The sequence below is a fragment of the Micromonospora sp. DT41 genome, assembly GCF_049841715.1.
GTDB lineage: Bacteria > Actinomycetota > Actinomycetes > Mycobacteriales > Micromonosporaceae > Micromonospora > Micromonospora profundi.
In genome coordinates, this window is the sequence record NZ_JBNCKU010000030.1 from 1 (window position 1) to 23939 (window position 23939).

22 protein-coding genes are annotated in these 23939 nt (G+C 71.0%); 17 read left to right on the forward strand and 5 right to left on the reverse strand.

Going from position 1 to position 23939, the window contains the following annotated elements:
* Window positions 1–332: 332 nt before the first annotated feature.
* Window positions 333–755 carry an SMI1/KNR4 family protein gene (locus tag ACLQ23_RS30820; RefSeq protein ID WP_425881473.1) on the forward strand — a complete coding sequence of 141 codons (423 nt, stop codon included), beginning with the start codon at window positions 333–335 and terminating at the stop codon, window positions 753–755.
* Window positions 756–1322: 567 nt separating this feature from the next.
* A complete protein-coding gene (locus ACLQ23_RS30825) occupies window positions 1323–2111 on the forward strand; it encodes a GNAT family N-acetyltransferase (RefSeq protein WP_425881474.1) in 789 nt (262 codons plus the stop codon).
* 614 nt (window positions 2112–2725) lie between these two features.
* Here the strand turns inward: ACLQ23_RS30825 and ACLQ23_RS30830 are convergent.
* Window positions 2726–3076 (reverse strand): winged helix-turn-helix transcriptional regulator, encoded by a 351-nt coding sequence (locus ACLQ23_RS30830; RefSeq protein ID WP_355588103.1) that lies wholly within the window; start codon window positions 3074–3076, stop codon window positions 2726–2728.
* Between the two features lie 46 nt (window positions 3077–3122).
* Between ACLQ23_RS30830 and ACLQ23_RS30835 the strand changes: the two genes are divergently transcribed.
* Complete coding sequence (locus tag ACLQ23_RS30835) at window positions 3123–4007, forward strand: NAD(P)-dependent oxidoreductase (protein ID WP_355588105.1); 885 nt, start codon at window positions 3123–3125, stop codon at window positions 4005–4007.
* Between the two features lie 130 nt (window positions 4008–4137).
* Here the strand turns inward: ACLQ23_RS30835 and ACLQ23_RS30840 are convergent, their stop codons facing one another.
* Window positions 4138–4779, reverse strand: a complete 642-nt coding sequence (locus ACLQ23_RS30840) for a class I SAM-dependent methyltransferase (protein WP_355627565.1) — start codon at window positions 4777–4779, stop codon at window positions 4138–4140.
* A 362-nt stretch (window positions 4780–5141) separates the two neighbouring features.
* On the opposite strand from ACLQ23_RS30840, the gene ssd reads away from it, so the two are divergent.
* The 7 genes from ssd to ACLQ23_RS30875 all read left to right on the forward strand — a co-directional run bounded on the left by ssd (window position 5142) and on the right by ACLQ23_RS30875 (window position 10546).
* Window positions 5142–6197 (forward strand): septum site-determining protein Ssd, encoded by a 1056-nt coding sequence (gene ssd / locus ACLQ23_RS30845; protein WP_355627589.1) that lies wholly within the window; start codon window positions 5142–5144, stop codon window positions 6195–6197.
* Window positions 6194–7405, forward strand: a complete 1212-nt coding sequence (locus tag ACLQ23_RS30850) for a TadA family conjugal transfer-associated ATPase (RefSeq protein ID WP_425881475.1) — start codon at window positions 6194–6196, stop codon at window positions 7403–7405. The genes ssd and ACLQ23_RS30850 overlap by 4 nt, the downstream gene beginning before the upstream one ends.
* Complete coding sequence (locus ACLQ23_RS30855) at window positions 7402–8628, forward strand: hypothetical protein (protein WP_425881476.1); 1227 nt, start codon at window positions 7402–7404, stop codon at window positions 8626–8628. The genes ACLQ23_RS30850 and ACLQ23_RS30855 overlap by 4 nt, the downstream gene beginning before the upstream one ends.
* Window positions 8629–8858: 230 nt before the next feature.
* Window positions 8859–9422: a type II secretion system F family protein gene (locus ACLQ23_RS30860; RefSeq protein ID WP_355588502.1), complete on the forward strand. Its 564-nt coding sequence runs from the start codon at window positions 8859–8861 to the stop codon at window positions 9420–9422.
* A 22-nt stretch (window positions 9423–9444) separates the two neighbouring features.
* Window positions 9445–9612, forward strand: a complete 168-nt coding sequence (locus tag ACLQ23_RS30865) for a DUF4244 domain-containing protein (RefSeq protein WP_081883916.1) — start codon at window positions 9445–9447, stop codon at window positions 9610–9612.
* Window positions 9609–10043: a TadE family type IV pilus minor pilin gene (locus ACLQ23_RS30870; protein ID WP_355588113.1), complete on the forward strand. Its 435-nt coding sequence runs from the start codon at window positions 9609–9611 to the stop codon at window positions 10041–10043. Before ACLQ23_RS30865 ends, ACLQ23_RS30870 begins: the two co-directional genes overlap by 4 nt.
* Window positions 10044–10192: 149 nt before the next feature.
* Window positions 10193–10546, forward strand: coding sequence for an Rv3654c family TadE-like protein (locus ACLQ23_RS30875; RefSeq protein ID WP_355588115.1), 354 nt, complete (start codon window positions 10193–10195; stop codon window positions 10544–10546).
* A gap of 110 nt (window positions 10547–10656) precedes the next feature.
* On the opposite strand, the gene ACLQ23_RS30880 is transcribed toward ACLQ23_RS30875, so the two are convergent.
* The 3 genes from ACLQ23_RS30880 to ACLQ23_RS30890 form a co-directional block, all read right to left on the reverse strand.
* The gene (locus tag ACLQ23_RS30880; protein ID WP_306272977.1) at window positions 10657–11235 is read right to left on the reverse strand and encodes a hypothetical protein; all 579 of its coding nucleotides are present in this window, start codon (window positions 11233–11235) and stop codon (window positions 10657–10659) included.
* Between the two features lie 369 nt (window positions 11236–11604).
* Entirely contained in the window at window positions 11605–11808 is a 204-nt protein-coding gene (locus ACLQ23_RS30885) for a hypothetical protein (RefSeq protein WP_355588119.1), read from the reverse strand.
* A gap of 228 nt (window positions 11809–12036) precedes the next feature.
* A complete protein-coding gene (locus ACLQ23_RS30890) occupies window positions 12037–14415 on the reverse strand; it encodes a DEAD/DEAH box helicase (protein WP_425881477.1) in 2379 nt (792 codons plus the stop codon).
* Window positions 14416–14556: 141 nt separating this feature from the next.
* Here ACLQ23_RS30890 and ACLQ23_RS30895 point away from each other — a divergent pair, with 141 nt between their 5' ends.
* From ACLQ23_RS30895 to ACLQ23_RS30925, 7 genes are all read left to right on the forward strand, one after another.
* Complete coding sequence (locus ACLQ23_RS30895; protein WP_053652285.1) at window positions 14557–14913, forward strand: STAS domain-containing protein; 357 nt, start codon at window positions 14557–14559, stop codon at window positions 14911–14913.
* Entirely contained in the window at window positions 14910–15347 is a 438-nt protein-coding gene (locus tag ACLQ23_RS30900) for an ATP-binding protein (protein ID WP_355588123.1), read from the forward strand. Before ACLQ23_RS30895 ends, ACLQ23_RS30900 begins: the two co-directional genes overlap by 4 nt.
* Before the next feature lie 315 nt (window positions 15348–15662).
* Window positions 15663–18023: a sodium-translocating pyrophosphatase gene (locus ACLQ23_RS30905; protein ID WP_355588125.1), complete on the forward strand. Its 2361-nt coding sequence runs from the start codon at window positions 15663–15665 to the stop codon at window positions 18021–18023.
* 116 nt (window positions 18024–18139) lie between these two features.
* The gene (locus tag ACLQ23_RS30910; protein WP_355588127.1) at window positions 18140–18679 is read left to right on the forward strand and encodes a hypothetical protein; all 540 of its coding nucleotides are present in this window, start codon (window positions 18140–18142) and stop codon (window positions 18677–18679) included.
* A complete protein-coding gene (locus tag ACLQ23_RS30915; RefSeq protein ID WP_355588129.1) occupies window positions 18670–19485 on the forward strand; it encodes a hypothetical protein in 816 nt (271 codons plus the stop codon). Before ACLQ23_RS30910 ends, ACLQ23_RS30915 begins: the two co-directional genes overlap by 10 nt.
* Window positions 19486–19957: 472 nt before the next feature.
* Window positions 19958–22816 carry a type I DNA topoisomerase gene (gene topA / locus ACLQ23_RS30920; RefSeq protein ID WP_355632067.1) on the forward strand — a complete coding sequence of 953 codons (2859 nt, stop codon included), beginning with the start codon at window positions 19958–19960 and terminating at the stop codon, window positions 22814–22816.
* A gap of 118 nt (window positions 22817–22934) precedes the next feature.
* Window positions 22935–23900, forward strand: a complete 966-nt coding sequence (locus tag ACLQ23_RS30925) for a DUF559 domain-containing protein (RefSeq protein ID WP_355632070.1) — start codon at window positions 22935–22937, stop codon at window positions 23898–23900.
* Window positions 23901–23939 lie beyond the last annotated feature (39 nt).

Consider the following 23939-nt stretch of genomic DNA (forward strand, 5'->3'; position numbering starts at 1 on the left):
CTTCGCCAACACCGGCATGACCCTCGACCCCGAACCACCGTGACGGTGCGAACTTCAGCCTTTCAACCTCTGTAGCTCCTTCCTAAACCGTGGTGCTAACGCCGGGACGGCGGTTGCGGCGCGCCCGGTCGGGGCACGTACGGGGCACAAGACACCGTCAAACGTCGGCAACCAGCCAGCAGCGACGGCAACCTAAGACGGGTCGGGGCCCGCGTGCTGACCAGGTCGCCGCAGGCCACGTGCGAGCCGGTCTAAGTTCCGCTTCAACGTCAGATCTTCGCCACCCGTAGGGTCACAGGCGTGAAGTGTCCGCATCGTTCACGGGAGGCGGCGTGCAGGGAGAGAGAGTCCTCGCGGAAGTCGAGAGGGCGCTTGGCGTTCAATTCCCTTCTGACTACCGGGCCTTCATTGCCAGCCGTGGTGGCGTTGACGAGTTCGTCCCCCCGGCGGGGGACTTCCTGAGCATCTACGCACAGGGTCGCCTGGTTGAGGTGAACGCGGCGGCGGAGGTGGCAGAGCGCTTTTCCGGTGGAGTGATCATCGGGGGTGACGGTAGCCGGGAGATGCTCACCTACGACTTTCGCCAGCAGCCACCGCCGTTGGTGCTGCTCGACATCACTGCTGAGGGTTGGGACGCAGCGATTCATCAGGCCCCGAGCTTTGCCGCCCTGATGGCTGAATTCCCGACCACAGGTTGGCGCTTCGACGCAGAGGACGACGCCACCGCCGGCGAAGGTGAGCGACAGCAGCCGTGACAGCAACCGCGCCGGACGGCGGCACGCTGACGAGGGCTGGCATGGACGAGGCTCTGAGCGTGCGGCCGCTCCCGAACGAGGGCGGACGCGACGCACAGAGCTTGTAAGCGAGACGTCGCCTAGACCTGGCACGCAACGTCTGATCCGGCGGGTGATGGGCGATACGTGATGGGTGATACCACTGCCGAAACAGTCTCTTTAGGATCAAGGCGGCCCGCAAGCGGGCCGCGCCGGCCCGGCCCCGGCCTGCTGGCGACCTCCGGCCGGCATCGGCCGGGCCAGCCGGCCACGCTGGCGGATTGCAAGAGCTGTTTGCCCTCCGGGCGGGGGATCTTCGACAGAGATGGGGGAGGCCCGTCCGGACGGTGCGGTAGTCGATGGTTGCGCGGGTCGCCATCTCCACCATGAGTCCCAGGCAGAGCCGAGCAGACCAGGGGCCAGGGTGCCAAGGTCGTTCGTCCGGTAGGGCGCTCCACCTTGACACCCTGGCCCCTGGCCCACTCCACGGTGTGTGGGACTCACGGCGGAGATGGCTCTGAGGCCCACCGTGTGGCAGCAGAAGCGAGGATGCTCGCGAAGGACGTAGGGGCGGTTCAGCCCGTTCCCATCGCGAGCCAGATCATGAAGGATCGCCAACACCTTCGGGCGACGGCAGACGGCAGGACAGGGCATGATGCTCGGATGACATTGGCCGAGATCTGGCCCGTGCGCCGTCTGCGGGTGACGACGTCCGTGCTTGAGCTGGCTGTACCGGGTGAGGGCGAGCTTGCCGAGCTGGCGATCCTTGCGGCAGCCGGCATCTACGATCCGCAGAGCCGCTTTCTGGCGCGATCGCCCGTAGCGGGATGGGAGTCGGGACCGTCACCCCAGGCCGAGTGGTCGTTCCTGCGGTACTACTGGGCGTCCCTAGCGGACTGGCGGCCGAGCAGATGGAACCTGGTAATGGCTGTGAAGGTCGATGGCGCGTGCGTCGGGGTGCAGGAGATCGGCGCGCAGGAATTCGGGATCACTAAGACCGTCTCGACGGGGTCATGGATCGCGCGGCGGTTCCAGCGGCGTGGTTACGGCAAGGAGATGCGGGGCGCCATCCTGCACCTCGCGTTCGCCGGGCTGGGAGCGGATCGCGCCGAGTCCGCCGCCTGGTCCACCAACGCGCCGTCGCTGGGAGTCTCGTGGTCGCTTGGCTATCAGTCGAACGGCACCACAATCCGGGCTTTCGACGGTGCCCGCCAGGAGCAGATCAACCTGGTGCTCGACCGCGAACGGTGGGAGAGCCACCGTGACGACATCGCGATCCACGGACTCAGCGACGAGGTGCTTGAGCTGATGAACGTTAAGTCGGCCGCATCCCGGTGATGGCCGCTGCCCGCGGGGCCGCACGTCCGTTGGGCTGTACAGCCATTGGTACAGCCAAGCTGGCCGACAGGCGTGGGTGACGAGCGACGGCAACCGACGAGTTGAGCAGGTCAGTCGCACCAGCCGACGCCAGCCGACAACGGGCTCGATCTTTGCAAAGCAGGGGTCGGAAGTAGGTGCGCGCATGCGGACTGCCCTGCGGGCGGCCTCCGGCCGTCCTCGGGCGCCCGCAGCGCATCATTCGAGAGTCAGCAGATCGTCAGCAAGTGTCGTACCGCGCGGCGACTCTCGATCATGCTCGACGGCAAACCCGCTACGTCTGACCACGCGGTACGGCACTTGATCACACTCGCTACTACGTCAGGTCACTTTCCCCCCGACGGGGGTCGTCCCTTTTCTGCGGGAGTGCGCCAGGGCTGCTCACAGGCCGTCCTCCGGTCCGTCCAGACCGTCCATGGAGGGCCTTCCGTCGCACCGCCGCCCCGTAGGGCGAGTCACCGCTGGCCGTAGCCACTTTTTTGTGGGTACTTGTCGCCAGGTAGGGCCGCGGCGAGTCTGGTTATGGGCGGTCGCGAGGCTGTCAGATCCGGGTGGATGAGGAGTTGGCTGATGTATCAGGAGGCCGGGTGGGCCTCGGCAAGTTTGTCCAGGCGGCGGTGGCCCCAGTCAGAAACGGGGGCCAATGCCTCGGAGAGTTCGCGGCCGAACGTCGTCAGGGAGTACTCGGTCTTCAACGGCAGCACCTCGTACGCCTCCCGGTGCACCAGTCCGTCGATCTCCATCTCTCGGAGCGCCTGAGTCAGCACCTTCTCCGTGAGGCCCGGAAGCTGCCGGCGCAGCTCTCCGGGACGGCGCGGACCGGACTCCAGCAGCCAGAGCAGAGCCGTCTTCCACTTGCCGTCGATCACGGCGATCGCGGCCGTCACTCCGCAGACGTTCAGGTCCTGGGCACGACTGCGCGTCATCCTCGTCCTATTCGTTCCATTTTCACATGTTCACGGGGGCTAAGTCATGACCTCATACGCCGAAAAGTCTGTCACAGTGCTCGGTCTGGGACCGATGGGCCGGACCCTGGCCGGCGCGTTCCTGAACGCCGGCCTGCGGACGACCGTATGGAACCGGACGTCGGGCAGGGATCGGGAGCTGGTCGAGCGGGGCGCGATCAGCGCCCGATCGGCCGAAGAGGCGGTCGCCGCAAGCAGGCTGACCGTGGTCTGCGTGGTGAACTACGACGCGTCGGACGCCATCCTGCGACGCGACGAGGTCATTGATGCCCTCAAGGGGCGCACACTGGTCAGTCTGACGGCCGACACTCCGGACCGGGCCCGAGACACCGAGCGGTGGGCGACCGGACACGGCATCCGGTACCTGGACGGTGCGATCATGACGCCGATCACCACCATCGGAACCGCGGACGCGGTGATCATCTACAGCGGCCCCGAGGACCTTTACTGGGAGCAGCAGCCGGTGCTGAACGCGCTGGGCGGCACCCACACCCACCTCGGCGAGGAGATCGGCCGCGCGGCGGCGTACGACATCGCGCTGCTCGACATCTTCTGGACCGCGATGGCGGGCTACGCGCACGCACTAGCGGTGGCGAAGGCGGAGGGTGTCACGGCTCGGGAGCTGGCACCCTTCGCCAAGGGCATCGGCGCGATCCTCCCACCCATCTTCGAGGAGGCCGCGGAGGAAGTGGACAGGGACAGCTTCTCCGGCGAGGGCAACCCGATCACCTCCGCAGTGTCGTCCATGGCCCATATCGTCCACACGTCCGAGGCTCACGGGATTGACGCCGGCGTGATGCGTGCGGCCGAAGGCATGGCCCGCCGGGTCATCGGACTGGGCCACGGCACAGACGGGTTCATGCGGGTCGTCGAGGTCCTCGGGCGGCACTGAAGCCCGACAGAGATGACGCTGTCCCGCAGGTAGCGATCTACTGAGGCGATAGCAGGTGGCGGTGCTTTCCCGACTCGGCCGGGTCGGGCGCCGGGCGGAAAGTCAGCGAACGTCAGCGCTCCGTAGCAGTTCACACGCGGGAAGGTGCCGTCGGCGGTCGTCGCGCCCAGAACAGTGCGTGACCGCCGGCGCCCTCCGGGATGAATTCCTCCGAGTCGATCTCCAGGCCGACTTGTCGCAGCCAGGAGCGGTACGTGGGGGCGTCGGCCTGGCTCCACCACATGGCGGCCGGGCCGTCGAGCCAGTTGTCCTCGGTGCCGGTCCACGCGTTGCTGCCGACGGTGGTCAGCAGCCAGCCGCCGGGCCGGAGCCAGGTCGCGATTCGCGCGATGAGCTGCGGCTGGTCGGCTAGGGGAAGGTGGATCAGGGCATAGAGGCACACCACCGCGTCGAACGAGGCGGGCGGCAGGTCGAGTTGGGTGGCGTCGGCACGTCGGAAGGTGCCGGTGGGAACCAGGCGCCGGGCCCGCTCGATCTGTACCTCGCTGATGTCGACGCCTGTGACGTGGTGCCCGGCGTCGGCGAGGCTGCGGGCGACAGGCACGCCACAGCCGCAGCCGAGGTCCAGGACCGTCGCGGTCGCAGGTAGGCGTCCCTTCAGGTCGTCGAGCCAGGGACCGTACTGGCCGTCCTCGGCATCGTCCGCCCGGTAGTAGTAGGAGAGTTCGTCGTACCCGCGTCGGACCACGTCTCGCTCGTCGTCGCCATCCACTTCCAGGAGACTAGGGGCACTGCTCCCGCCTGCCGACCCGTTATTCCGCGCGGAGATTCCGCCGGTCGCGGGCGATTCCCCGGTACGGCGACGGCGGCAATTCGTCGACGGCGATGTGTTGGGCAGCCTGGTCGCCCTGTTCTCCTCCAGCCGTGCTACCTGCGGCGCAGCCCTCGCGCATAGCAGATCAACCGTCCCGACGGACGTTGTCCACAGGGCGTCACGTTGTCCACAGGTGAGGCGGTCGGGGGCGCCGACCAGGGCAGTTGGCGAGCAGGGTCGGCGGCACAGAGTCCTGACCGCTGGAGGCCGCGATGGCACCCCGTACCTCCGTTCCGCCGATCCGCCGGCTTCCGCTGGTCATCACGGGGGACGACGACCTGCTCGACGACCTGCTCCGGCTCGCCGCCGCCGGTGGGACGGAGGTGGAGCTCGCCGAAGATCCGGCTGCGGCCCGTACCCGTTGGCTACCCGCACCGCTGGTGTTGCTCGGTGCTGACCAGGCGCAGCCGTGCCTGCGGGCCCGACTACCGAAGCGGCCCCGCCTGGTGTTGGTGGGTCGGTCCGGCCAGCTCGATCCCGGTTGGCAGATCGCCGAGCTGATCGGCGCAGAACACGTCGCCGTCCTGCCGGCCGCCGAGCCTTGGCTGCTCGACCGGTTCGTCGAGCAGAGCCCCGACCGTCCGGAGGGATCCGGCGCCCGGGTCGTCGCGTTGCTCGGCGGGCGGGGCGGTGCCGGGGCGAGCGTCCTCGCCGGCGGGCTCGCCGTGACCGCCGCGCGGGCGCGACTGCGCACGCTGCTTGTCGACGCCGACCCGCTCGGCGGCGGCCTCGACCTCGTGCTCGGCTGGGAGCAGTTGGAAGGGCTGCGCTGGCCGTCGCTCACCGGTGCGGACGGGCGGGTGGACGCGCCCGCGCTGGTCCAGGCCCTACCCAGCCGAGGTGACCTCGTGGTGCTCTCCTGGGATCGCGGCGAGATGCTGTCCCTGCCCACCGCCGCGATGGCGGCGACAGTCGACGCCGCGCAGCGCGGCCGGGACTTCGTCGTGATCGACCTGCCCCGCCAACTTGACGACGCCGCCGTGATCGCACTGCAGGCGGCCGACCACGCGTTCGTCGTCGTCCCGGCGGAGCTACGGGCCACCGCGGCCGCCGCCCGGGTGGTGGCCGCCGCCGCCCCACACTGCGCCGCGCTGTCGGTGGTGGTGCGCGGGCCCGCCCCGGGTCGGTTGCGCGCCACCGAGGTGGCACGTGCGCTCGGGCTTCCCCTCGCCGGCACGCTACGCCCCGAGCCCGGGCTCTGCCGTGGCCTCGAACGAGGCGAGGCGCCTGCGGCTGCCGGCAAGGGTCCGCTGGCCGCGCTCTGCCAGCGGATCGTCGCGGACCTCACAGGCGTGCCCGTGCCAGGTGCGGCATGACAGGCCGCCCGGAGGACCACGGCCTCGCCGCCCGGGTGCGGCAGCGGATCGCCGCCGGCACCACCCCGGTCACCCCCGCGGCGATCGTTTCCGCGGTACGCGCCGAGCCCGCCGCCGTGGTGTTGGGCGACACCGCAGTGCTACGGATCGCCGACCGGGTGCACGACGACCTCGTCGGTGCCGGGCCGCTGGCCCCGCTGCTGGCCGACCCGGATGTCACCGACGTTCTGGTAAACGGCGTGCGCGTCTGGGTCGACAGGGGATCGGGGTTACACCAGGTCGCGATCCCGATGGGCTCGGTGGAGGACGTCCGCAGGCTCGCGCAGCGGCTGGTCGCCAGTGCCGGGCGGCGGCTCGACGACGGCTCCCCGTACGCGGACGCCCGGCTGCCCGACGGCACCCGGTTGCACGCTGTACTGCCGCCGGTGGCCACCGACGGCCCCTACCTGTCCCTGCGGACGTTCCGGCACCGGCCGTTCACCCTCGACGAACTGGTACGCCAGGGAACGGTGCCGCGACCGGTGGCACCACTGCTCGCCGCCGTCGTCACGGCCCGGCTGGCCTACCTGGTCACCGGGGGTACGGGGTCAGGCAAGACGACACTGCTCAACACGCTGCTCGGGTTGGTGCCGGCCACCGAGCGGATCGTCCTGGTGGAGGACGCCGCCGAGCTGCAACCGGGACACCCGCACGTGGTGGGCCTCCAGGCCCGTACGGCAAATGTGGAGGGAACGGGCGTGGTCAGCCTCGCCGACCTGGTTCGGCAGGCGCTGCGGATGCGCCCCGATCGGCTGGTGGTCGGGGAGTGCCGGGGCGGCGAGGTGGTCGATCTACTGGCCGCTCTGAACACCGGCCACGACGGCGGTGCCGGGACGCTGCACGCCAACGCCCCGTCCGACGTACCGGCGCGGTTGGAGGCGCTCGGCATGCTGGGCGGGCTGCCGCGCGCCGCGCTGCATGCCCAGGTCGTCGCGGCCCTTCAGGTGCTGTTCCAGGTACGCCGTGGCGACCGGGGACGGGTCCTGGAATCGATCTGCCTGTTGCTCCCGGAAGGGCCGGAACGGTTGGTCACCGTGGCGCCCGCCTGGGTACGCGGTCGAGGGCTGGGGATGGCCGCTCGTGCGCTCGGCGCCCTGCTGCGGGACCGCGGCGTAGTGGTACCGCCGATCCTCTGCGAGCCGTGGCCCGGATCGGCGGGGCCGGCATGAGCGGGGCGACGATTGTGGTGGCCCTGCTGCTGTTGCTCGCCGCAGTTCTGGTGGCCTGGCCCGTACGGAGCATCCGCGCCCGCCGCCGTCGGATTCTGGCGTCCAGCCGTGGCAGCACTGGTGGCGATCCGGATGACGCCCTGGTGGAGTGGATCAGGAGCCTCGGTCGCGTACTCGAAGGCTCCGGAGACGGGTCCGGCTTGGCTCACCCGGCCACCGTCCCGTACCCCCGTGCCGCGCAGGAGCCGAGTGGCGGGCGGACGGCGGTCGACTGGTCCACTCGGGACCGCGACGACGGCGCGAGCCGGCCGAGGGCGACAGGCTGGCCGGCGGGGCCGACCCGCCCGACGGGCCCTGGACGTCCGCCGACGCGACGGGATCCCCGACGCCCGGCCGCCGCACTCCGCCCCGAGGGCGAAGCCCTCGACGTTGTACGGCGTGCCGGCCAGGCCGTGGCCGTCCCGACGCTCGACGGCGCGGACCCGGACGCCTGCCGGTCCGGCGATAGTTGCGACGCTCTGCCGGCCGCCGACGAGCGGCACGGTGGTCCGGACGTTCGCACTGATCGTGCGGATGCGACGGAGGGCAGGCCCAAGGCTGGGCTCGCGAATCGCGTCGAACGGTCGCCAACGCGTCTGCTACTGCTGGTTGCCCTGGTGGGTGCCGGTGGCGGTGCCGTGCTCGCCGGGCCGGTGGCCGCGGTAGCGGTGGCCAGCTACGGCACGCTGGCGGTACGCGCCCTCCTGAGGTGGCGGGCCAACCGGCTCGCCGAGCGGGCCCGACGGCGCGGGTTGGACCTGCTCTGCGGTCTGGCGGCGGACCTTCGGGCCGGCCTGCCCGTCCCGCCGGCACTCGCCACAGTCAGCGGGCCCGGCGGATCCGACAGGCTTCGCCAACTGACCTCGGCAGCGGTGCGGCTGGCTGACCGGACGGGCGCGCCACTGGCGGAACTGGTCGAACGGATCGAGGCTGACGCTCGGGCGACCGACCGAGGGTTGGCCTCGGCGGCGGCGCAGGCGGCGGGTGCCCGCGCCACGGCCCTGCTTCTGGCAGCCCTGCCGGTGGGCGGGATCGGGCTCGGCTACGGCATCGGGGTGGATCCCCTGGCGGTCCTCCTGCACAGCACTGTCGGTGGGGTCTGTGCGGTCCTCGCGGTCGCCCTCCAGGCCATCGGCCTGTTCTGGGCCGAGCGGTTGGGCGCGACGCCAGGGCGGGCGGCCTGATGTCCCGGACGGCTCTCGTGGCCGCCGCTCTGGTGGTGGCGGCGCTGCTCGTCACGCCGTTTCGGCCGCGCCGTCCCACCCGCCGAGCCGATCCGCCGACGTCCGGCGAACCCGGGCGGCCAGCCGGCCTCGGGGGATCGGCCCGCGCAGGGGGACCAGTCGACCCCGGCGGACCAGCCGAACCCGCCGGTCGGCGGCGGCGACCCGACCTGATCCGGATCGCCGCCGCGATGGCCGGGCTCGCCGTGGCCGTGGTCGTCGGAGGCTGGCTCGGGCTGCTCGGCGCTGTCCCGACCGCAGTCCTCTCCGACGTGCTGTTGCGACGGATCGAATCCCCGGCGGCACGAACCCGGAGGCTCCGCGAGGCTGTCGACCTGCCGCTCGCCGCCGACTTGCTGGCGGCGGCGATGCGGGCGGGCGCTCCGGTCGACCGCTCGGTGCTCGCCGTGGCCGAGGCGTTGGACGGCCCGCTAGCCGATCGACTGGCCCGGGTCGGCCGCACCCTTCTGCTCGGCGGAGGTCCGGCGGAGGCGTGGTCAGCCCTGGACGGGGTGCCCGGCGCGGAGCGGATGGCCGCGGCGGCGTTCCGGTCGGCCAACAGCGGCGCAGCCCTGGCCGGCGCGCTGACGCGGCTCGCCGACGACCTACGTGCCGACCGGGCAACCGCCGCCGAGGCGTCCGCCCGCCGAGCGGGCGTGCTCATCGTGCTGCCGCTGGGGCTCTGCTTCCTGCCGGCGTTCATTCTCGCCGGCCTGGTGCCGGTGATCGTCGCCGTCCTCGGCGACGTGCTCTGACCCATCGAGAAGGGAACACACAATGCGTAAGCTCATCGCCCGCCTGCGCGGCGACGCGGGTATGAACACCGCCGAGTACGCCGTCGGCACGCTCGCCGCAGTCGCCTTCGCCGGCATCCTGCTGAAGGTGCTTACCTCCGGCAACGTGCAGTCGGCGTTGACCGCCGTCATCGACCGGGCACTCAAGTGACGGGGCGCCGGCAGGCCGGCCGCGATCGGAGGGCCTGCACCCCGGGTCGGGCGGCTGGTGGCGGCCGACGAGTCCGCGCTGTCGTACGGGCTGCCGGTGGAGACCGTGGATCCTTCACCGCCGAACTGGCGGCTGGCCTGCCGGCGCTGCTCCTGCTCCTGCTCGCCGGGCTGACGGCAGTCAACGCCGTCAGCACCAGGGCCAGTTGCCTGCACGCCGCTCGGGAGGCGGCGCTGGCCGCCTCCCGAGGTGAGGCTGACATGCCCGGAGCGCCGCCGGGCGCGGAGGTGTCGGTGTCGATCGATGAGGGCCGGGCGCAGGCGACGGTCCGGGCACCTGTGCGCGCGCTGGGCGGTCGGCTGCCGCGCGTCACCGTGGTCGCCACCGCCGTCGCGGCACTCGAACCCGGGGCCGGAGAGGGAGACCGGTGAACCAGCCCGTGGGTGGGCGGCCCGCCCTGGCGTGGCCGGACCCTGGGCGCACTCTCGGTGAGTGGCCGGTCGGTGGTCGGTCTGGCCTCGGACGGTCTGGCCTCGGTCGGTCTGGTCTCCGACGTTCTGGTGGCGGGTCGTTCGGCGGTGTGCCGCCGGACAGTGAGCGTGGCGGGGCGACAGTCCTGTTGCTGGCAGTGGGGCTGGTATTTGTGCTGGTCGGGCTGTTCGGCGCTGCCGTCGCCGGGGCCGGAATGGCGGCTCAACGGGCGGCGGTGGCGGCCGACCTCGGTGCGCTCGCCGGAGCCGCCAAGGCGCTCGACGGCGACGCGGTGGCCTGTGCGGCAGCCCGAGACATCGCAGGCCGCAACGGTGGTCACCTGGTCGGCTGTCGGCTTGAGGGATTGGACGTGCTGGTGACGGTCGAGGTGGTGTTCACGCCAACTCCCGGCCTGACGCGGGCTGCCGCGTCTACCGCGCGCGCTGGCCCGGTCCGTGGCTGACCGAGGCCGCGCCGGCCCGCCGGCCAGGAGCGGGCGCGAGGCCCTGGCCCGGCCGGCGGTTGAGGCGGCTTGGAGCGGCCGGTAGGGAAGCTGAGCGGAGGCCGGCTAGGTCAGCGGGACTGGAGGGCGTCGAGGGCGACGGCCATCGCGATGACGAGGCGGCGGTCGATCTGCGGGTGCTGCACCTCGACGACGTACTTGTCGCGCAGGCCCCACTTCTTGATCACCGAGAAGACCGGCTGGCCGCCAGCGGTGAAGTCGAAGTGGTACGGCAGCCAGGACAGCGAGTCGACGAACCGGCGGAGCAGAGCCACCGGCATGCTGCGCTCCTGCCCCGTCACCTGCGGCAGGCCGGCCTGCTCGACGTGCCAGGTGGAACGGAGCAGCGACTGGGCGAAGTCCTTGCGGAACAGGCCGATCGGGTTGCCGGCCGCGTCCGTGACGTCGTACGTGGCGCCGAGGTCGAGGCGCTGGCGGGCCTTGAAGCCCAGCAGGGGCTGCTGCTTGGAGTCATCGGTGTAGATCGTCACCTGCTCCTTGAAGGCGAGCCGCTTCTGCTGCGCGAAGGCCAGCATCTCGCCCTCGGTGCCGTCCGGCTTGACCGCCCGGACCTCGTACTGGTTGACCATCATCCGCAGCCGCTGGCGGATGTGGAACTGATTCAGGGTCTGCAAGTTGTCGAGCTGCATCTGTTCTCCTCAGAGGGGCTGGTGCGCCGGAGTCTCGCACAGGCAGGCAACAGCCACAGGCCCGCGCCCGTCCAGCGCCGCCGCTGCCACTGCAGTCCGGCGCTGCCGCCCGGCCATGTCCGGTCAGGCTGCCTGCCTCGCGCGGCCTCACCGCCCGGCCATGTCCGGTCAGGCGGCCTGCCCCGCCCGGCCTGCCCTGCCCGGCCTGCCCGGCCTGCCCTGCCCGGCCTGCCCTGCCCGGCCTGCCCTGCCCGGCCTGCCCTGCCCGGCCTGCCCTGCCCGGCCTCACCGCCCGGCCTGCCACAATCTCTCAGGCTGTTTGCCACGTGCGGCCCGACCGCCCCGTTCGGTCGGACCGTCGCTTGGAGGTCAGCGGCCGTCGACGGTGACGCGCAGCGCCCAGGTGTTGAGGACCTGGTGGATGCCGCGCAGCCGTTCGTTGATCTGCTCCAGTCGTTCCGCCTGGGCCAGGGCGGCCAGCGCGGACCCGAGCGCGATCTGCTGGTCGAGGGTGAGTTGTTCCTGGTCGATGGTGTAGAGCAGGTCGACGGTCTCGGCGATGGTGTCGGCCACAACTCCTCCTCAGGCATGGGGCGACAACGAAACAGACATCGATGGAAGCGCTCCCAAGCTATTGTGCCCAGCGCCCGGTGGGTTCATGCAAGACTGCGGCGCAGACCGGCCCGTTCAGGGCGATGATCGACTCGACATCATTGATACCGGGGTGTCCACGGCACAGGGATACCCCGGAATCAATGAACTCGAGTCGATCATGGACGGGTCGTCCGGCTGAGCAGGCACTCAGGCGGGCAGGTTCGCCAGCACCACGTCGAGTACCCGGATCGCGTCCGGCTTGGAGAGCGGGTTGTTGCCGTTGCCGCACTTCGGCGACTGCACGCAGGACGGGCATCCGGTCTCGCAGCCGCACTCCGCGATGGCGTCCCGGGTGGCCCGCAGCCACGCCGAGGCCGTCCCGTACGCCCGCTCGGCGAAGCCCGCCCCGCCGGGGTGCCCGTCGTAGACGAAGACGGTTGGCGCCTCGGTGTCCGGGTGCAGCGCTGTGGAAAGCCCACCGATGTCCCACCTGTCGCAGGTGGCCATCAGGGGAAGGAGACCGATCGCGGCGTGTTCGGCGGCGTGCAGCGCACCTGGCACGTCGGGGGTTTGTACCCCGGCGGAGGTCAGCGACTGCGGGGAGAGCGTGAACCAGACCGCCACGGTACGCAGCTCCCGGGTGGGCAGGTCCAAGGGGCGGGTGTCGATCACCTCGCCGGTGGCGATCCGGCGTCGCTGGTACGACACCACCTGGCTGGTCACGTCCACCTCGCCGAGGAACATCCCGACCGGTCCTGCGTCCACGTAGGAGCGCACGGACACCACTGACAGGTCGGTGACGTCGCGGGCGTGGGTCGACCAGTCCGGCTCCTCGGCGTGCACGAGCGCGCAACCGTCGACCAGGTCGAGTTCGTCGACGACGTACGAGATGCCCTGGTGCAGGTAGACGGCGCCGGGGTGGAGCAGGAAGTGTGCGGAGCCGCCGTCGACAGTGCCGAGCAGCCGGCCGGTGGCCGACTCCACCACGCAGACCGGGGCGCCGCCCTGACCGCGCAGGTCCACCTCGGGGCGTTCGCGGTGCCGCCAGTACCAGCCGGTCGGTCGTTGCCGCAGCGCTCCGGCCGCCACCAGCTCGTCGACCGCCTCCTTCGCGCCGTCGCCGAAGAGCGCCAGGTCGGCCGGGGTGAGCGGCGCCTCGACCGCGGCGCAGGCCAACTGCGGGGCCAGCACGTACGGGTTGGCCGGGTCGAGCACCGTGGCCTCCACGGGCGCCCCGAAGATCGCCTCCGGGTGGTGCACGAGGTAGGTGTCCAGCGGGTCGTCCCGGGCCACCAGCACGGCGAGGGCCTCATCCCCGGAGCGCCCGGCGCGGCCCGCCTGCTGCCACAGTGAGGCCCGCGTGCCCGGGTAGCCGCAGATCAGCACGGCGTCCAGGCCGACAAGGTCCACGCCCAGTTCCAGGGCGTTTGTGGAGGCGAGGCCCAGCAGGTCACCGTGCAGCAGCGCCCGCTCCAACTCGCGTCGTTCCTCGCGCAGGTAGCCGCCCCGGTAGGCGGCCACCCGGTCGCCGAGCCCGGGTACCGCGTCGTCCAACGCCCGACGCGCGTTCGCCGCCACCACCTCCGCGCCCTTGCGGGACCGGACGAAGGCGAGCGTGCGTACCCCCTCGGAGACCGTGTCGGCGAGAAGGTCCGCGGTCTCGCGCAGCGCCGACCGGCGGACCTGGTGGAGGTCGTCGTGGTCGCCCGTCGCCTGCGGGGGCACCGGGGTGGAGGAGCCCGACTCAGGTGGGAGCAGCGGCGGTTCCCAGAGGGCGAAGGTCATCCCGCCGCGCGGTGACGCGTCCTCGGTGACCGCCGTCACCGGTAGGCCGGTAAGTCGCCCGGCGGCGGTCGCCGGGTCACCTGAGGTCGCCGAGGCGAGGACGAACACCGGTGTCGCCCCGAAACGCGCGCACTGCCTGCGCAACCTCCGCAGCACGTGCGCCACGTGCGAGCCGAACACCCCTCGGTAGGTGTGGCACTCGTCGATCACCACGTACGCCAGGCGGCGTAGGAAGCCGGACCACTGGGCGTGCCCGGGCAGGATGCCGTGGTGCAGCATGTCGGGGTTGGTGAGCACGAAGCGGGAGTGCCTGCGGATCCACTCCCGCTCGGCGCGCGGAGTGTCCCCGTCGTAGCAGGCGGGGCGTACCCCCTCCAGTTCCAACTCGGCGACGGCCCGCAACTGGTCGGCGGCCAGGGCCTTGGTCGGCGCCAGGTAGAGCACCGTGGCCCGGGGGTCGGTGAGCAGTGTGGCAAGCGCCGGGAGCTGGTACGCAAGCGACTTGCCGGACGCGGTGCCGGTGGCGACGACCACATGCCCGCCCTCGTACGCCAGGGTGGCCGCCTCGGCCTGGTGCTGCCACGGCGCGACCACGCCCCGGCGGGCGAACGCCGCGCGTAGTTCCGTCGGTGCCCACGGCGGCCACGGTGCGGGCACCCCGGCGCGGGCCGGCACCCGCTCGACGTGGGTGACCGGATCGCCGGCACCCCGGGAGCGCAGCCGACGCAGGAGGTCGACGGGCGACAGCTTCAGGTCGTCGCGCGGCGGCAGGCGCGCGGAGCCGAAGTCGTCGGAAGTCACGTCCTGCACTCTCGCACTGGTGTTCGGAGATGAAAAGTCGAGCCCGGGGGTAAGGGAAAGCCTCCGCCGGTGGCCGCAAGGATGCCCCGGCGGTAGTGGTTAGATGCCCAGGAGAGTTTACGGCTCTGGCGAGGAGGACCGATGGAGCTGTCGTTGGCGACGCGCACCGTGGGCGAGCACACGGTGCTTGAGGTCGGCGGTGAGGTCGACGTCTACACCGCGCCCCGGCTCCGTGAGCGGCTCCTCGAACTGATCGACGGCGGCGCTCGGCACGTGGTGGTGGACCTCGGTCGGGTGGACTTCCTCGACTCCACCGGGCTGGGCGTGCTGGTGGGCGCGCACAAGCGGCTGCGTACGGCCGGTGGCTCGTTCGCACTGGTCTGCGACAAGGAGCCGCTGCTCAAGATCTTCCGGATCACGGCACTGGACCAGGTGTTCCCGCTGCACCCCACTGTCGAGGCGGCGGTCGACGCGGGTCCGACCGGCATCAACGCGTGATGGCGACGGTCCGGCTCTCCTTCTCTCCGGCACCGGTGCACGTGCGTACCGCCCGACTGGTCGGCGTCGCCGTCGCCCGGCGCGCGGGCGTCCGTGAGGACCTGCTGGACGAGGTGCGCCTGGCCATCGGCGAGGCGTGTACGCGGGCGGTGGCCCTGCACCGGCAGTACGGCCTCGCCGACCCGGTGCTTGTGGAGATGTTCGACGGCGGCACGTACGCGGTGCGCGTCGTGGACCGGGCACCCATCGAGGCAGGCATCGGGTTGGCGGCTCTTCCTCCGGACGAGCTTGCCAACGAGTCGCTTACCGATGAGGCGTTGACCACTGGCGTCGGCTTCGCGCTGCTCGCCGGCTTCGTCGAGGACCTCCAGGTGCGCCCTGTCGACGAGGGCATCGGCACCGAGGTGCGGATGGTGTGGCCGGTCAACCGCTGACACAAGCCGATCCGAAGGCCGCATCCCCCTGGTGGGATGCGGCCTTCTGGCATGGAACATGCCCTATATCAGATTTCGTTTCATAACACAGCGACGAAGATCATCGAGACACGGTGGCACCTGCGTGTGACCTCCAACACTGCGGAGGGCTACAGTACCCGGGTTGTCAGCAAGTGACCCGTCCCGCACCCAGCGGTTATGGGTGGTCATCGCTGGTCCGCTGGGGTGGGTTGGCGCGCTTGCAAGTCCGCATTCAGGCGCCGGTCGGTGCGTCTCCACCCACCGGCGCGAGTGTTCGGTAACAGGAGGACACAGATGTCCGAGACCTTGGCCGCCGAGGGCGGCGGGCTTTCCCTTACCGGAAGCAATGTCACATACGTCGTCATCGCCGCGGTCATTGCGCTTGTAGCGCTCGCCTTCGCCGCCGCCCTGACGAAGGCGGTGCTGGCAGCCGGCAAGGGCACCACCAACATGCAGGAGATCTCGGAGGCGGTCCAGGAGGGCGCCTCGGCCTACCTGCTCCGTCAGTTCCGCACCCTGGCGATCTTCGTCGTCATCGCCGTGGTGCTCCTCTTCCTGCTGCCGGTGCACGACACCGACGGCAGCGAGACGGCCGTGAAGATCGGCCGCTCGCTCTTCTTCGTGGTGGGCGCCCTGTTCAGCGCATCCATCGGCGGCGCAGGCATGTGGCTTGCCACCCGCGCGAACCTCCGCGTGGCCGCCGCCGCCCGGGAGCGCGAAGGTGGCCGCGAGGCCGCCATGAAGATCGCCTTCCGGACCGGCGGCGTGGTCGGCTTCCTCACCGTCGGCCTGGGCCTCTTCGGTGCCGCGCTCGTCGTCCTGGTCTACCGCGGCGACGCGCCCACCGTTCTGGAGGGCTTCGGCTTCGGCGCCGCACTGCTTGCCATGTTCATGCGGGTCGGCGGCGGCATCTTCACAAAGGCCGCCGACGTCGGCGCCGACCTCGTCGGCAAGGTCGAGCAGGGCATCCCCGAGGACGACCCCCGCAACGCCGCCACCATCGCCGACAACGTGGGCGACAACGTCGGCGACTGCGCCGGCATGGCCGCCGACCTCTTCGAGTCGTACGCCGTGACGCTCGTCGCCGCGCTGATCCTCGGTCGTGCCGCGTTCGGCGAGGAGGGCCTGGTCTTCCCGCTGATCATCTCCACAATCGGTGTGCTGGTCGCGATCTTCGGGGTCTTCATCACCCGGCTGCGCGCGTCCGACCGCAACGCCCTGACGGCGATCAACCGGGCCTTCTACATCTCCGCAGTGCTCTCCGCCGTGCTCGTGGCGATCGCCGCCTACGCGTACCTGCCGGCGACCTTCGGCGAGTTCAGCAGCGGGCTTACCGACGCGACGGGCAACCCGCGGCTCGTAGCCATCGGCGCGGTCGTGATCGGCATCGTGCTGGCCGGCGCGATCCAGGCGCTGACCGGCTACTTCACCGAGACCAACCGCCGTCCGGTGCAGGACATCGGCAAGAGCTCGCAGACCGGTGCGGCCACCGTCATCCTGGCAGGCATCAGCATCGGCCTGGAGTCGGCGGTCTACTCGGCGCTGCTCATCGGCGCCGGTGTCTTCGGCGCGTTCCTGCTCGGCGGCAGCTCCATCACGCTGTCGCTGTTCGCTGTCGCGCTGGCCGGCACCGGCCTGCTCACCACCGTCGGCGTGATCGTGGCGATGGACACCTTCGGGCCGATCTCCGACAACGCCCAGGGCATCGCCGAGATGTCCGGTGACATCGACGAGCACGGCGCACGGACGCTCACCGAGCTGGACGCGGTCGGCAACACCACCAAGGCGATCACCAAGGGCATCGCGATCGCAACAGCGGTGCTCGCGGCGACCGCGCTGTTCGGCTCGTACACCGACTCGCTGCGCACCGCGTACGCGGACGCCGGCGTTGGCGACGTCGGCGGCGAGATCCTCAACTCGCTGAACGTGGCGAACCCGCGCAACCTGGTCGGCCTGATCATCGGTGCGGCTGTCGTGTTCCTCTTCTCCGGCCTGGCCATCAACGCGGTGTCCCGCTCGGCCGGCGCCGTGGTGATGGAGGTCCGCCGGCAGTTCCGTGAGCTGCCCGGCATCATGGACCGCACCCAGCGCCCGGAGTACGGCAAGGTCGTCGACATCTGCACCCGGGACGCGCAGCGCGAGCTGGTGACCCCCGGCCTGCTCGCCATCCTGGCGCCGATCGCTGTCGGTTTCGGTCTCGGGCCCGGCGCGCTCGCCGCCTACCTGGCCGGGGCGATCGGCGCCGGCACCCTGATGGCTGTCTTCCTTGCCAACTCCGGTGGCGCCTGGGACAACGCAAAGAAGCTGGTCGAGGACGGCGCGTACGGCGGCAAGGGCTCCGAGTCGCACGAGGCGACGGTCATCGGTGACACCGTCGGTGACCCGTTCAAGGACACCGCCGGCCCGGCGATCAACCCGCTGATCAAGGTGATGAACCTGGTCTCGCTGCTGATCGCGCCCGCCGTGGTGGCCTGGAGCGTCGGCGACGACCGCAACGTCGGCCTTCGGGTGACCATCGCGCTGGTCGCGACGGCGATCATCGTGGCGTCCGTGGTGTTCAGCAAGCGCAAGGGCATCGCGATGGACGAGTCCGGCGACGGTGGCAACACCGGTGCGGGCAGCACCGACCACCGGCCGGAGACGGTGAACGCCTGACCGAAAAGCGGTACCCGGTCCCCGGTCGGCACACCAGCCGACCGGGGACCGCTGCCGTCGGCGTCCGAACCATCCGACCGGTGCCACACCTGGCCAAAGGCCGTACGCTGCAACGCATGCGTACGTGCCGGACGTCCACCGCGGGAAAGCTCACGGTGGTCCTGGCCACGCTCGCCGTCCTGGCCGGCTGCGGCGGCGGCCCCAGCCCTCGGGCGTGGGCGGCTTCGGTCTGCGGCGCGCTCACCCCGTGGCGCTCCGAGATCAGCAAGCTGACGAGCAGCACCGACGAGCAGATGACCGCGCAGACCACCCCCGCGCAGGCCAAGGAGAACCTGGTGCGGCTCTTCGGCGGCGCGGAGCAGGCAAGCGAGACCGCGCGACGCAAGGTGGAGCAGGCCGGGGTGCCCGAGACGGAGAACGGCGAGGCCATCGCCGCCGGTTTCCGCGACTCCCTGGGCAAGATGCGCGACGCCTACGGTCGCGCGCGGGACACCATCGACGGCCTGGGCACCGGCGAGCCCACTGTCTTCTACGGCGGTGTCCGGGCCGCGGTGGAGACGCTCAACAAGGAGTACGACGCCAGCGCGCTGGACACCAGCCAGCTCAACTCCGAGGAGCTGAAAACAGCCTTCGACGAGGTGCCGGAGTGTCGCTGAGCGGGCTCGGCGACACCGGGGCGGCGCAGCCGCCGCTCCCGGCCCTGTTCCCCGCACCTGACCCGCCAGCACCTGCTCCGGCGGAGTCCAGCACCGTCGAGATCGGCGCTGTCGCTCCCGACGCCCTCGTGTCCGCCGTCGGCGCGGCCGGCAGGGGTCGGCGGCGCAGCGGGTCGGCCCGTCCCGGGTCGGCCCACTCCGGCGCTTCCGATGGCGAGGACGCCGGGCGGCAACTCGTCTTCTTCGGCGCGGAGGCAGCCGAACCGACTGTCGCCGACCTGGCCGGGCTGCTCGCCGGGCCGGGCGAGGTCGTCCGGATGGGCGGCACCGCGCGCCTCTCGGTGCGTGTGGACGCCGCCTGGCGGGTGCACGTACTCGTCGCCGAACTGGCGCTGCGGGGTCTCGCCGCGAGCTGGGAGCCGACCGAGGACGACAAACACACAGTCCGTACGTCGTACACCCGGGTGTTGAAGCCGCTCGCGGCCGCCTGGCTGCACGGTGCGGTCAAGCGCCCACCGGCGGTCCTGCACCTCACCGGCCGGCGGTTGCGGCTCTGGGTCGCCGCCGCCGGTACGCCGGAGCCGCCCGGCAGCTTCCTGCTCCAGCTCGGCGAGGGCGACCCGGATTCCTGGGACAGGCTCGGCGCGGCGCTCGCAGCCGCCGGCCTGTCCGGCACGTTGCTCGCCCCCGCCGAAGGCGGCCCGGCCTACCGGATAACCGGCCGCCGCCGCCTGACCCGGCTAGCCGAACTGGTAGGCGACCCCCCAACCTCAGCACCCCCCACAACCTGGCCAACCCGCCCCTAACCCCCGCCCGCCCCCGCCGCGCCCCGCTCCCCCCTCGCCCCGCTCCCCCCTCGCCCCGCTCCCCCCTCGCCCCGGTCGATCATGGAGTTGTGGTGGTGGACGTACTTCCCTTCCGGGGTGAAAACGCCCACCACAAGTCCATGATCGACGGGGTTGGGGCGTGGATTCGCGTCTGTCTGGTGTTGGACAGCGGGGGGTTGGATTCGAGCGAGGGCGGGTTGTTGAGGGCCCGCCATCGTCACAGTGACCCGCTTCGAGCCCTACTCACGGTGTACGGTGGCGCCGTCCGGCAGTGCTGAGCGCGGTGGGGCGGGACTTCACCGCCGCGCCCGAGCGGTTTGCCGCCCGCGAAACCTGAAACGTGGGCGGCGCGTTACGTTGGACATCCGGACCGCCGGTGCCGCGGCGGGGTCGAGAACGGTCGCTTCTCGGGCACCGGCAGGCCACGAGCAGGAGTGAGGTCGACAGAGACGTGCCGAGCAACGCTGGAACCACCCGTCTGGTCATCGTCGAGTCACCGGCGAAGGCCAAGACGATCTCGGGCTACCTCGGCCCGGGGTACGTCGTGGAGGCCAGCTTCGGTCACGTCCGCGACCTGCCGCGCAACGCCGCCGACGTGCCGGCCAAGTACAAGGGTGAGCCGTGGGCCCGCCTCGGTGTGGACGTCGACAACGGCTTCCACGCCCTCTACGTCGTCTCCGCCGACCGCAAGCAGCAGATCAGCAAGCTGGTGAAGCTGGCCAAGGAGGTCGACGAGATCCTCCTTGCCACGGATGAGGACCGCGAGGGCGAGGCAATCGCCTGGCACCTTGTCGAGACGCTCAAGCCCAAGGTGCCGGTCAAGCGGATGGTCTTCCACGAGATCACCAAGCCGGCGATCCAGGCGGCGGTGGCCAACCCGCGGGAGATCGACCGCGATCTGGTCGACGCCCAGGAGGCGCGGCGGATCCTCGACCGGCTCTACGGCTACGAGGTCTCGCCGGTGCTGTGGAAGAAGGTCATGCCGAAGCTCTCGGCGGGCCGCGTGCAGTCCGTGGCGACCCGCATCGTGGTCGAGCGGGAGCGGCAGCGGATGGCGTTCCGCACCGCCGAGTACTGGGACATCCTGGCCACCCTCGCCGTGGCGAACGCCGGTGAGGGTCCGCGCGCGTTCAACGCCACGCTCGTCGCGCTCAACGGCGACCGGATCGCCACCGGTAAGGACTTCGAGCCGACCACCGGCAAGGTGAAGCCCGGTGCCGGCGTCGTGCACCTCGACGAGGGCGGTGCCCGGGGCCTCGCGGCCCGGCTGGAGGGGCGGCCGTTCACCGTCACCCGCGTCGAGGAGAAGCCCTACCGTCGCCGCCCGTACGCGCCGTTCATCACCTCCACGCTTCAGCAGGAGGCGGCCCGCAAGCTGCGCCTGTCCTCGCAGCAGACGATGCGCACCGCGCAGCGGCTCTACGAGAACGGCTACATCACCTATATGCGTACCGACTCGGTGAACCTGTCGGAGACCGCCATCTCGGCGGCCCGCCGGCAGATCGTCGAGCTGTACGGCGAGCGCAGCGTGCCGCCGGAGCCGCGTCGTTACACAGGCAAGGTGAAGAACGCGCAGGAGGCGCACGAGGCGATCCGCCCGGCGGGGGACAACTTCCGCACCCCGGGCGAGGTGGCCAAGGAGCTGTCCGCCGAGGAGTTCAAGCTCTACGAGCTGATCTGGCGGCGGACCATCGCGTCGCAGATGACCGACGCGGTCGGCTCCAGCGTCTCGGTGCGCATCCGCGCGGTCTCCACCTCCCAGGAGGAGGCCGACTTCGGGGCCACCGGCAAGACCATCACCGACCCGGGCTTCCTGCGCGCGTACGTCGAGTCCAGTGACGACGAGAACGCCGAGGCCGAGGACGCCGAGCGCCGGCTGCCGACCCTCGTCAAGAACCAGCCGCTTACCGCCGACGAGCTGGCGGCGCAGGGCCACCACACCCAGCCGCCGTCGCGCTACACCGAAGCGTCGCTGGTCAAGGCCCTGGAAGAGCTGGGCATCGGCCGCCCGTCCACCTACGCGTCGATCATGCAGACGATCCAGGACCGGGGGTACGTCACCAAGCGCGGCCAGGCGATGATCCCCACCTTCCTGGCGTTCGCTGTGATCGGGCTGATGGAGCGGCACTACCCCCGCCTCATCGACTACGACTTCACGGCCACAATGGAGAACGAGCTGGACGAGATCGCCGGCGGCGACCACGCTGCTGTCGACTTCCTCACCGCGTTCTACTTCGGCAGCTCAAACGGTGCCGGCGACCAGGACATCGCCCGTTCCGGTGGGCTCAAGAAGCTTGTCACCGAGAACCTCAGCGAGATCGACGCCCGCAGCGTCAACTCCATCCCGCTCTTCACCGACGATGACGGCCGCGCGGTAGTGGTCCGGGTCGGCCGCTACGGGCCGTACCTCCAGCGGGAGTTGCCCGACGGCGAGCAGCCGGCCCCGGCCGCAACGGGTGACGGCGAGGAGGGCGGCGCACAGGGCGACCGGGCGCCGATCCCCGAGGGCCTGGCCCCCGACGAGCTGACCCCGGAGAAGGTGCACGAGCTGTTCCTCGGCGGCAGCGGCGAGCGCAAGCTCGGCGACGACCCGGCCACCGGCGAGCCGATCGTGCTCAAGTCCGGCCGCTTCGGCCCGTACGTGTCCAGCGGTGAGCGGAAGTCGTCGCTGCTGCGTTCGCAGACCCCGGACTCGCTCACCCTGGAGCAGGCGCTCAAGCTGCTCAGCCTGCCCCGGTTGGTGGGCGTCGCGCCGGACGGCGTCGAGGTGTTCGCCAACAACGGCCGCTACGGTCCGTACGTGAAGCAGGGCGAGGAGTTCCGCTCCCTGGAGTCCGAAGAGCAGATGTTCACGGTCAGCCTGGACGAGGCGCTGGCGTTGTTGGCGGCTCCGAAGACCCGTGGCCGCCGGGCCGCCGCGCCGCCGCTGCGTGAGATGGGCGTCGACCCGCTTACCGAGAAGCCACTGGTGATCAAGGACGGCCGGTTCGGCCCGTACGTCACCGACGGGGAGTTCAACGCGTCGCTGCGCCGTGGGCAGACCCCGGAGGCGTTGAGCATTGAGGAAGCCTCGGAGATGCTTGCCGAGAAGCGGGCGAAGGGTCCGGCGCCGAAGAAGAAGGCGGCGGCCAAGAAGGCTCCGGCCAAGAAGGCAGCGGCGAAGAAGGCAACGGCCACCAAGAAGACGGCCGCCGCCAGCAAGTCCACGGCCGCGAAGAAGACCACGACAGCCAAGGCGACCACCACCGCGGCGAAGAAGACCCCGGCCAAAAAGGCCGCCCCGCGCAAAGCCACCACAAGCACCGAGTAAGCAGACTCTCCCGGAGATCTTGGAAGGAAAACGCCCCTGGAGGGGCACTTTCCTTCCAAGATCTGTCTGTTGTCCACAGGGGCAGCCGCGAGGGCGGGCTTGTCGGGAGACTGCTCTCGTGAGTCTTCGGAGCGGGTCACCGATGGCGGCGTGGGGTCGTCCCCTGCCGCGCGACGACGCCGACGAGTTGAGCTGGCTGCTCTTCCACCAGGAGGAGGTGCTGAGTCTCGACCAGGCGAGGCAGCACCTGACGCCCAAGGCCATCCGGCACCGGGTGGCCAGCGGGAGGTGGAGGCAGGTCCACCGCGCGGTGTTCGTCGCTCACAGTGGCCCGGTCAGCGCCGGTCAACGTCGGTGGGCGGCCGTCCTCGCAGCCGGGCCGGAGGCGGCACTCGCCGGTCTGACCGCCGCGCAGGCCGGAGGTCTCCGCGGCTTCCCGGACCGGCCGATCCATCTTCTGCTTCCCGCCTCCAGTCGACGCGGATCGCTGCCGCCGGGTGTGCGGGTGCACCGGACCGTCACGCTTACCGACCGGGATGTGGTGGCCACCGGGCAACCCCGACGGACCACGCCGGCCCGGTCGATCGTCGACGCCGCGCAGTGGGCGCCCGGTGACGGGGAAGCTCGGGCGATCATCGCCGCCAAGTTCCAGCAACGGGTCGTACGCGCCGACGATCTGCACCAGGTCGTCGACCGGCTGCCCCGGGTCCGTCGTCGGCGACTGATCCTGGCCACAGCCACGGACGCGGCGGGCGGGTCCCATTCCCTTCCCGAGCTGGATTTCCTCGGCCTGGTCCGTCGCGGACGACTACCCGAACCGGCACGGCAGAAGGTCCGCACCGACTCGACTGGGCGGCGTCGCTACCTGGATGTCTACTTCGAGAAGTGGAGGGTGCACGTCGAGATCGACGGCGGGCAGCACCTCGACCCGCGCGCCTGGTGGGCGGACATGCGCCGCCAGAACGCGCTCTGGGTCGATGGTGACCGCCTCCTGCGCTTCCCGTCCTGGGTGGTGCGCGCACACCCGGACGAGGTCCTCACCCAACTCCGCGACGCGCTCCGAGCAGCCGGTTGGCGTGGGTAGATCTTGGAAGGAAAACGCCCCTCCAGGGGCCGCTTCCTT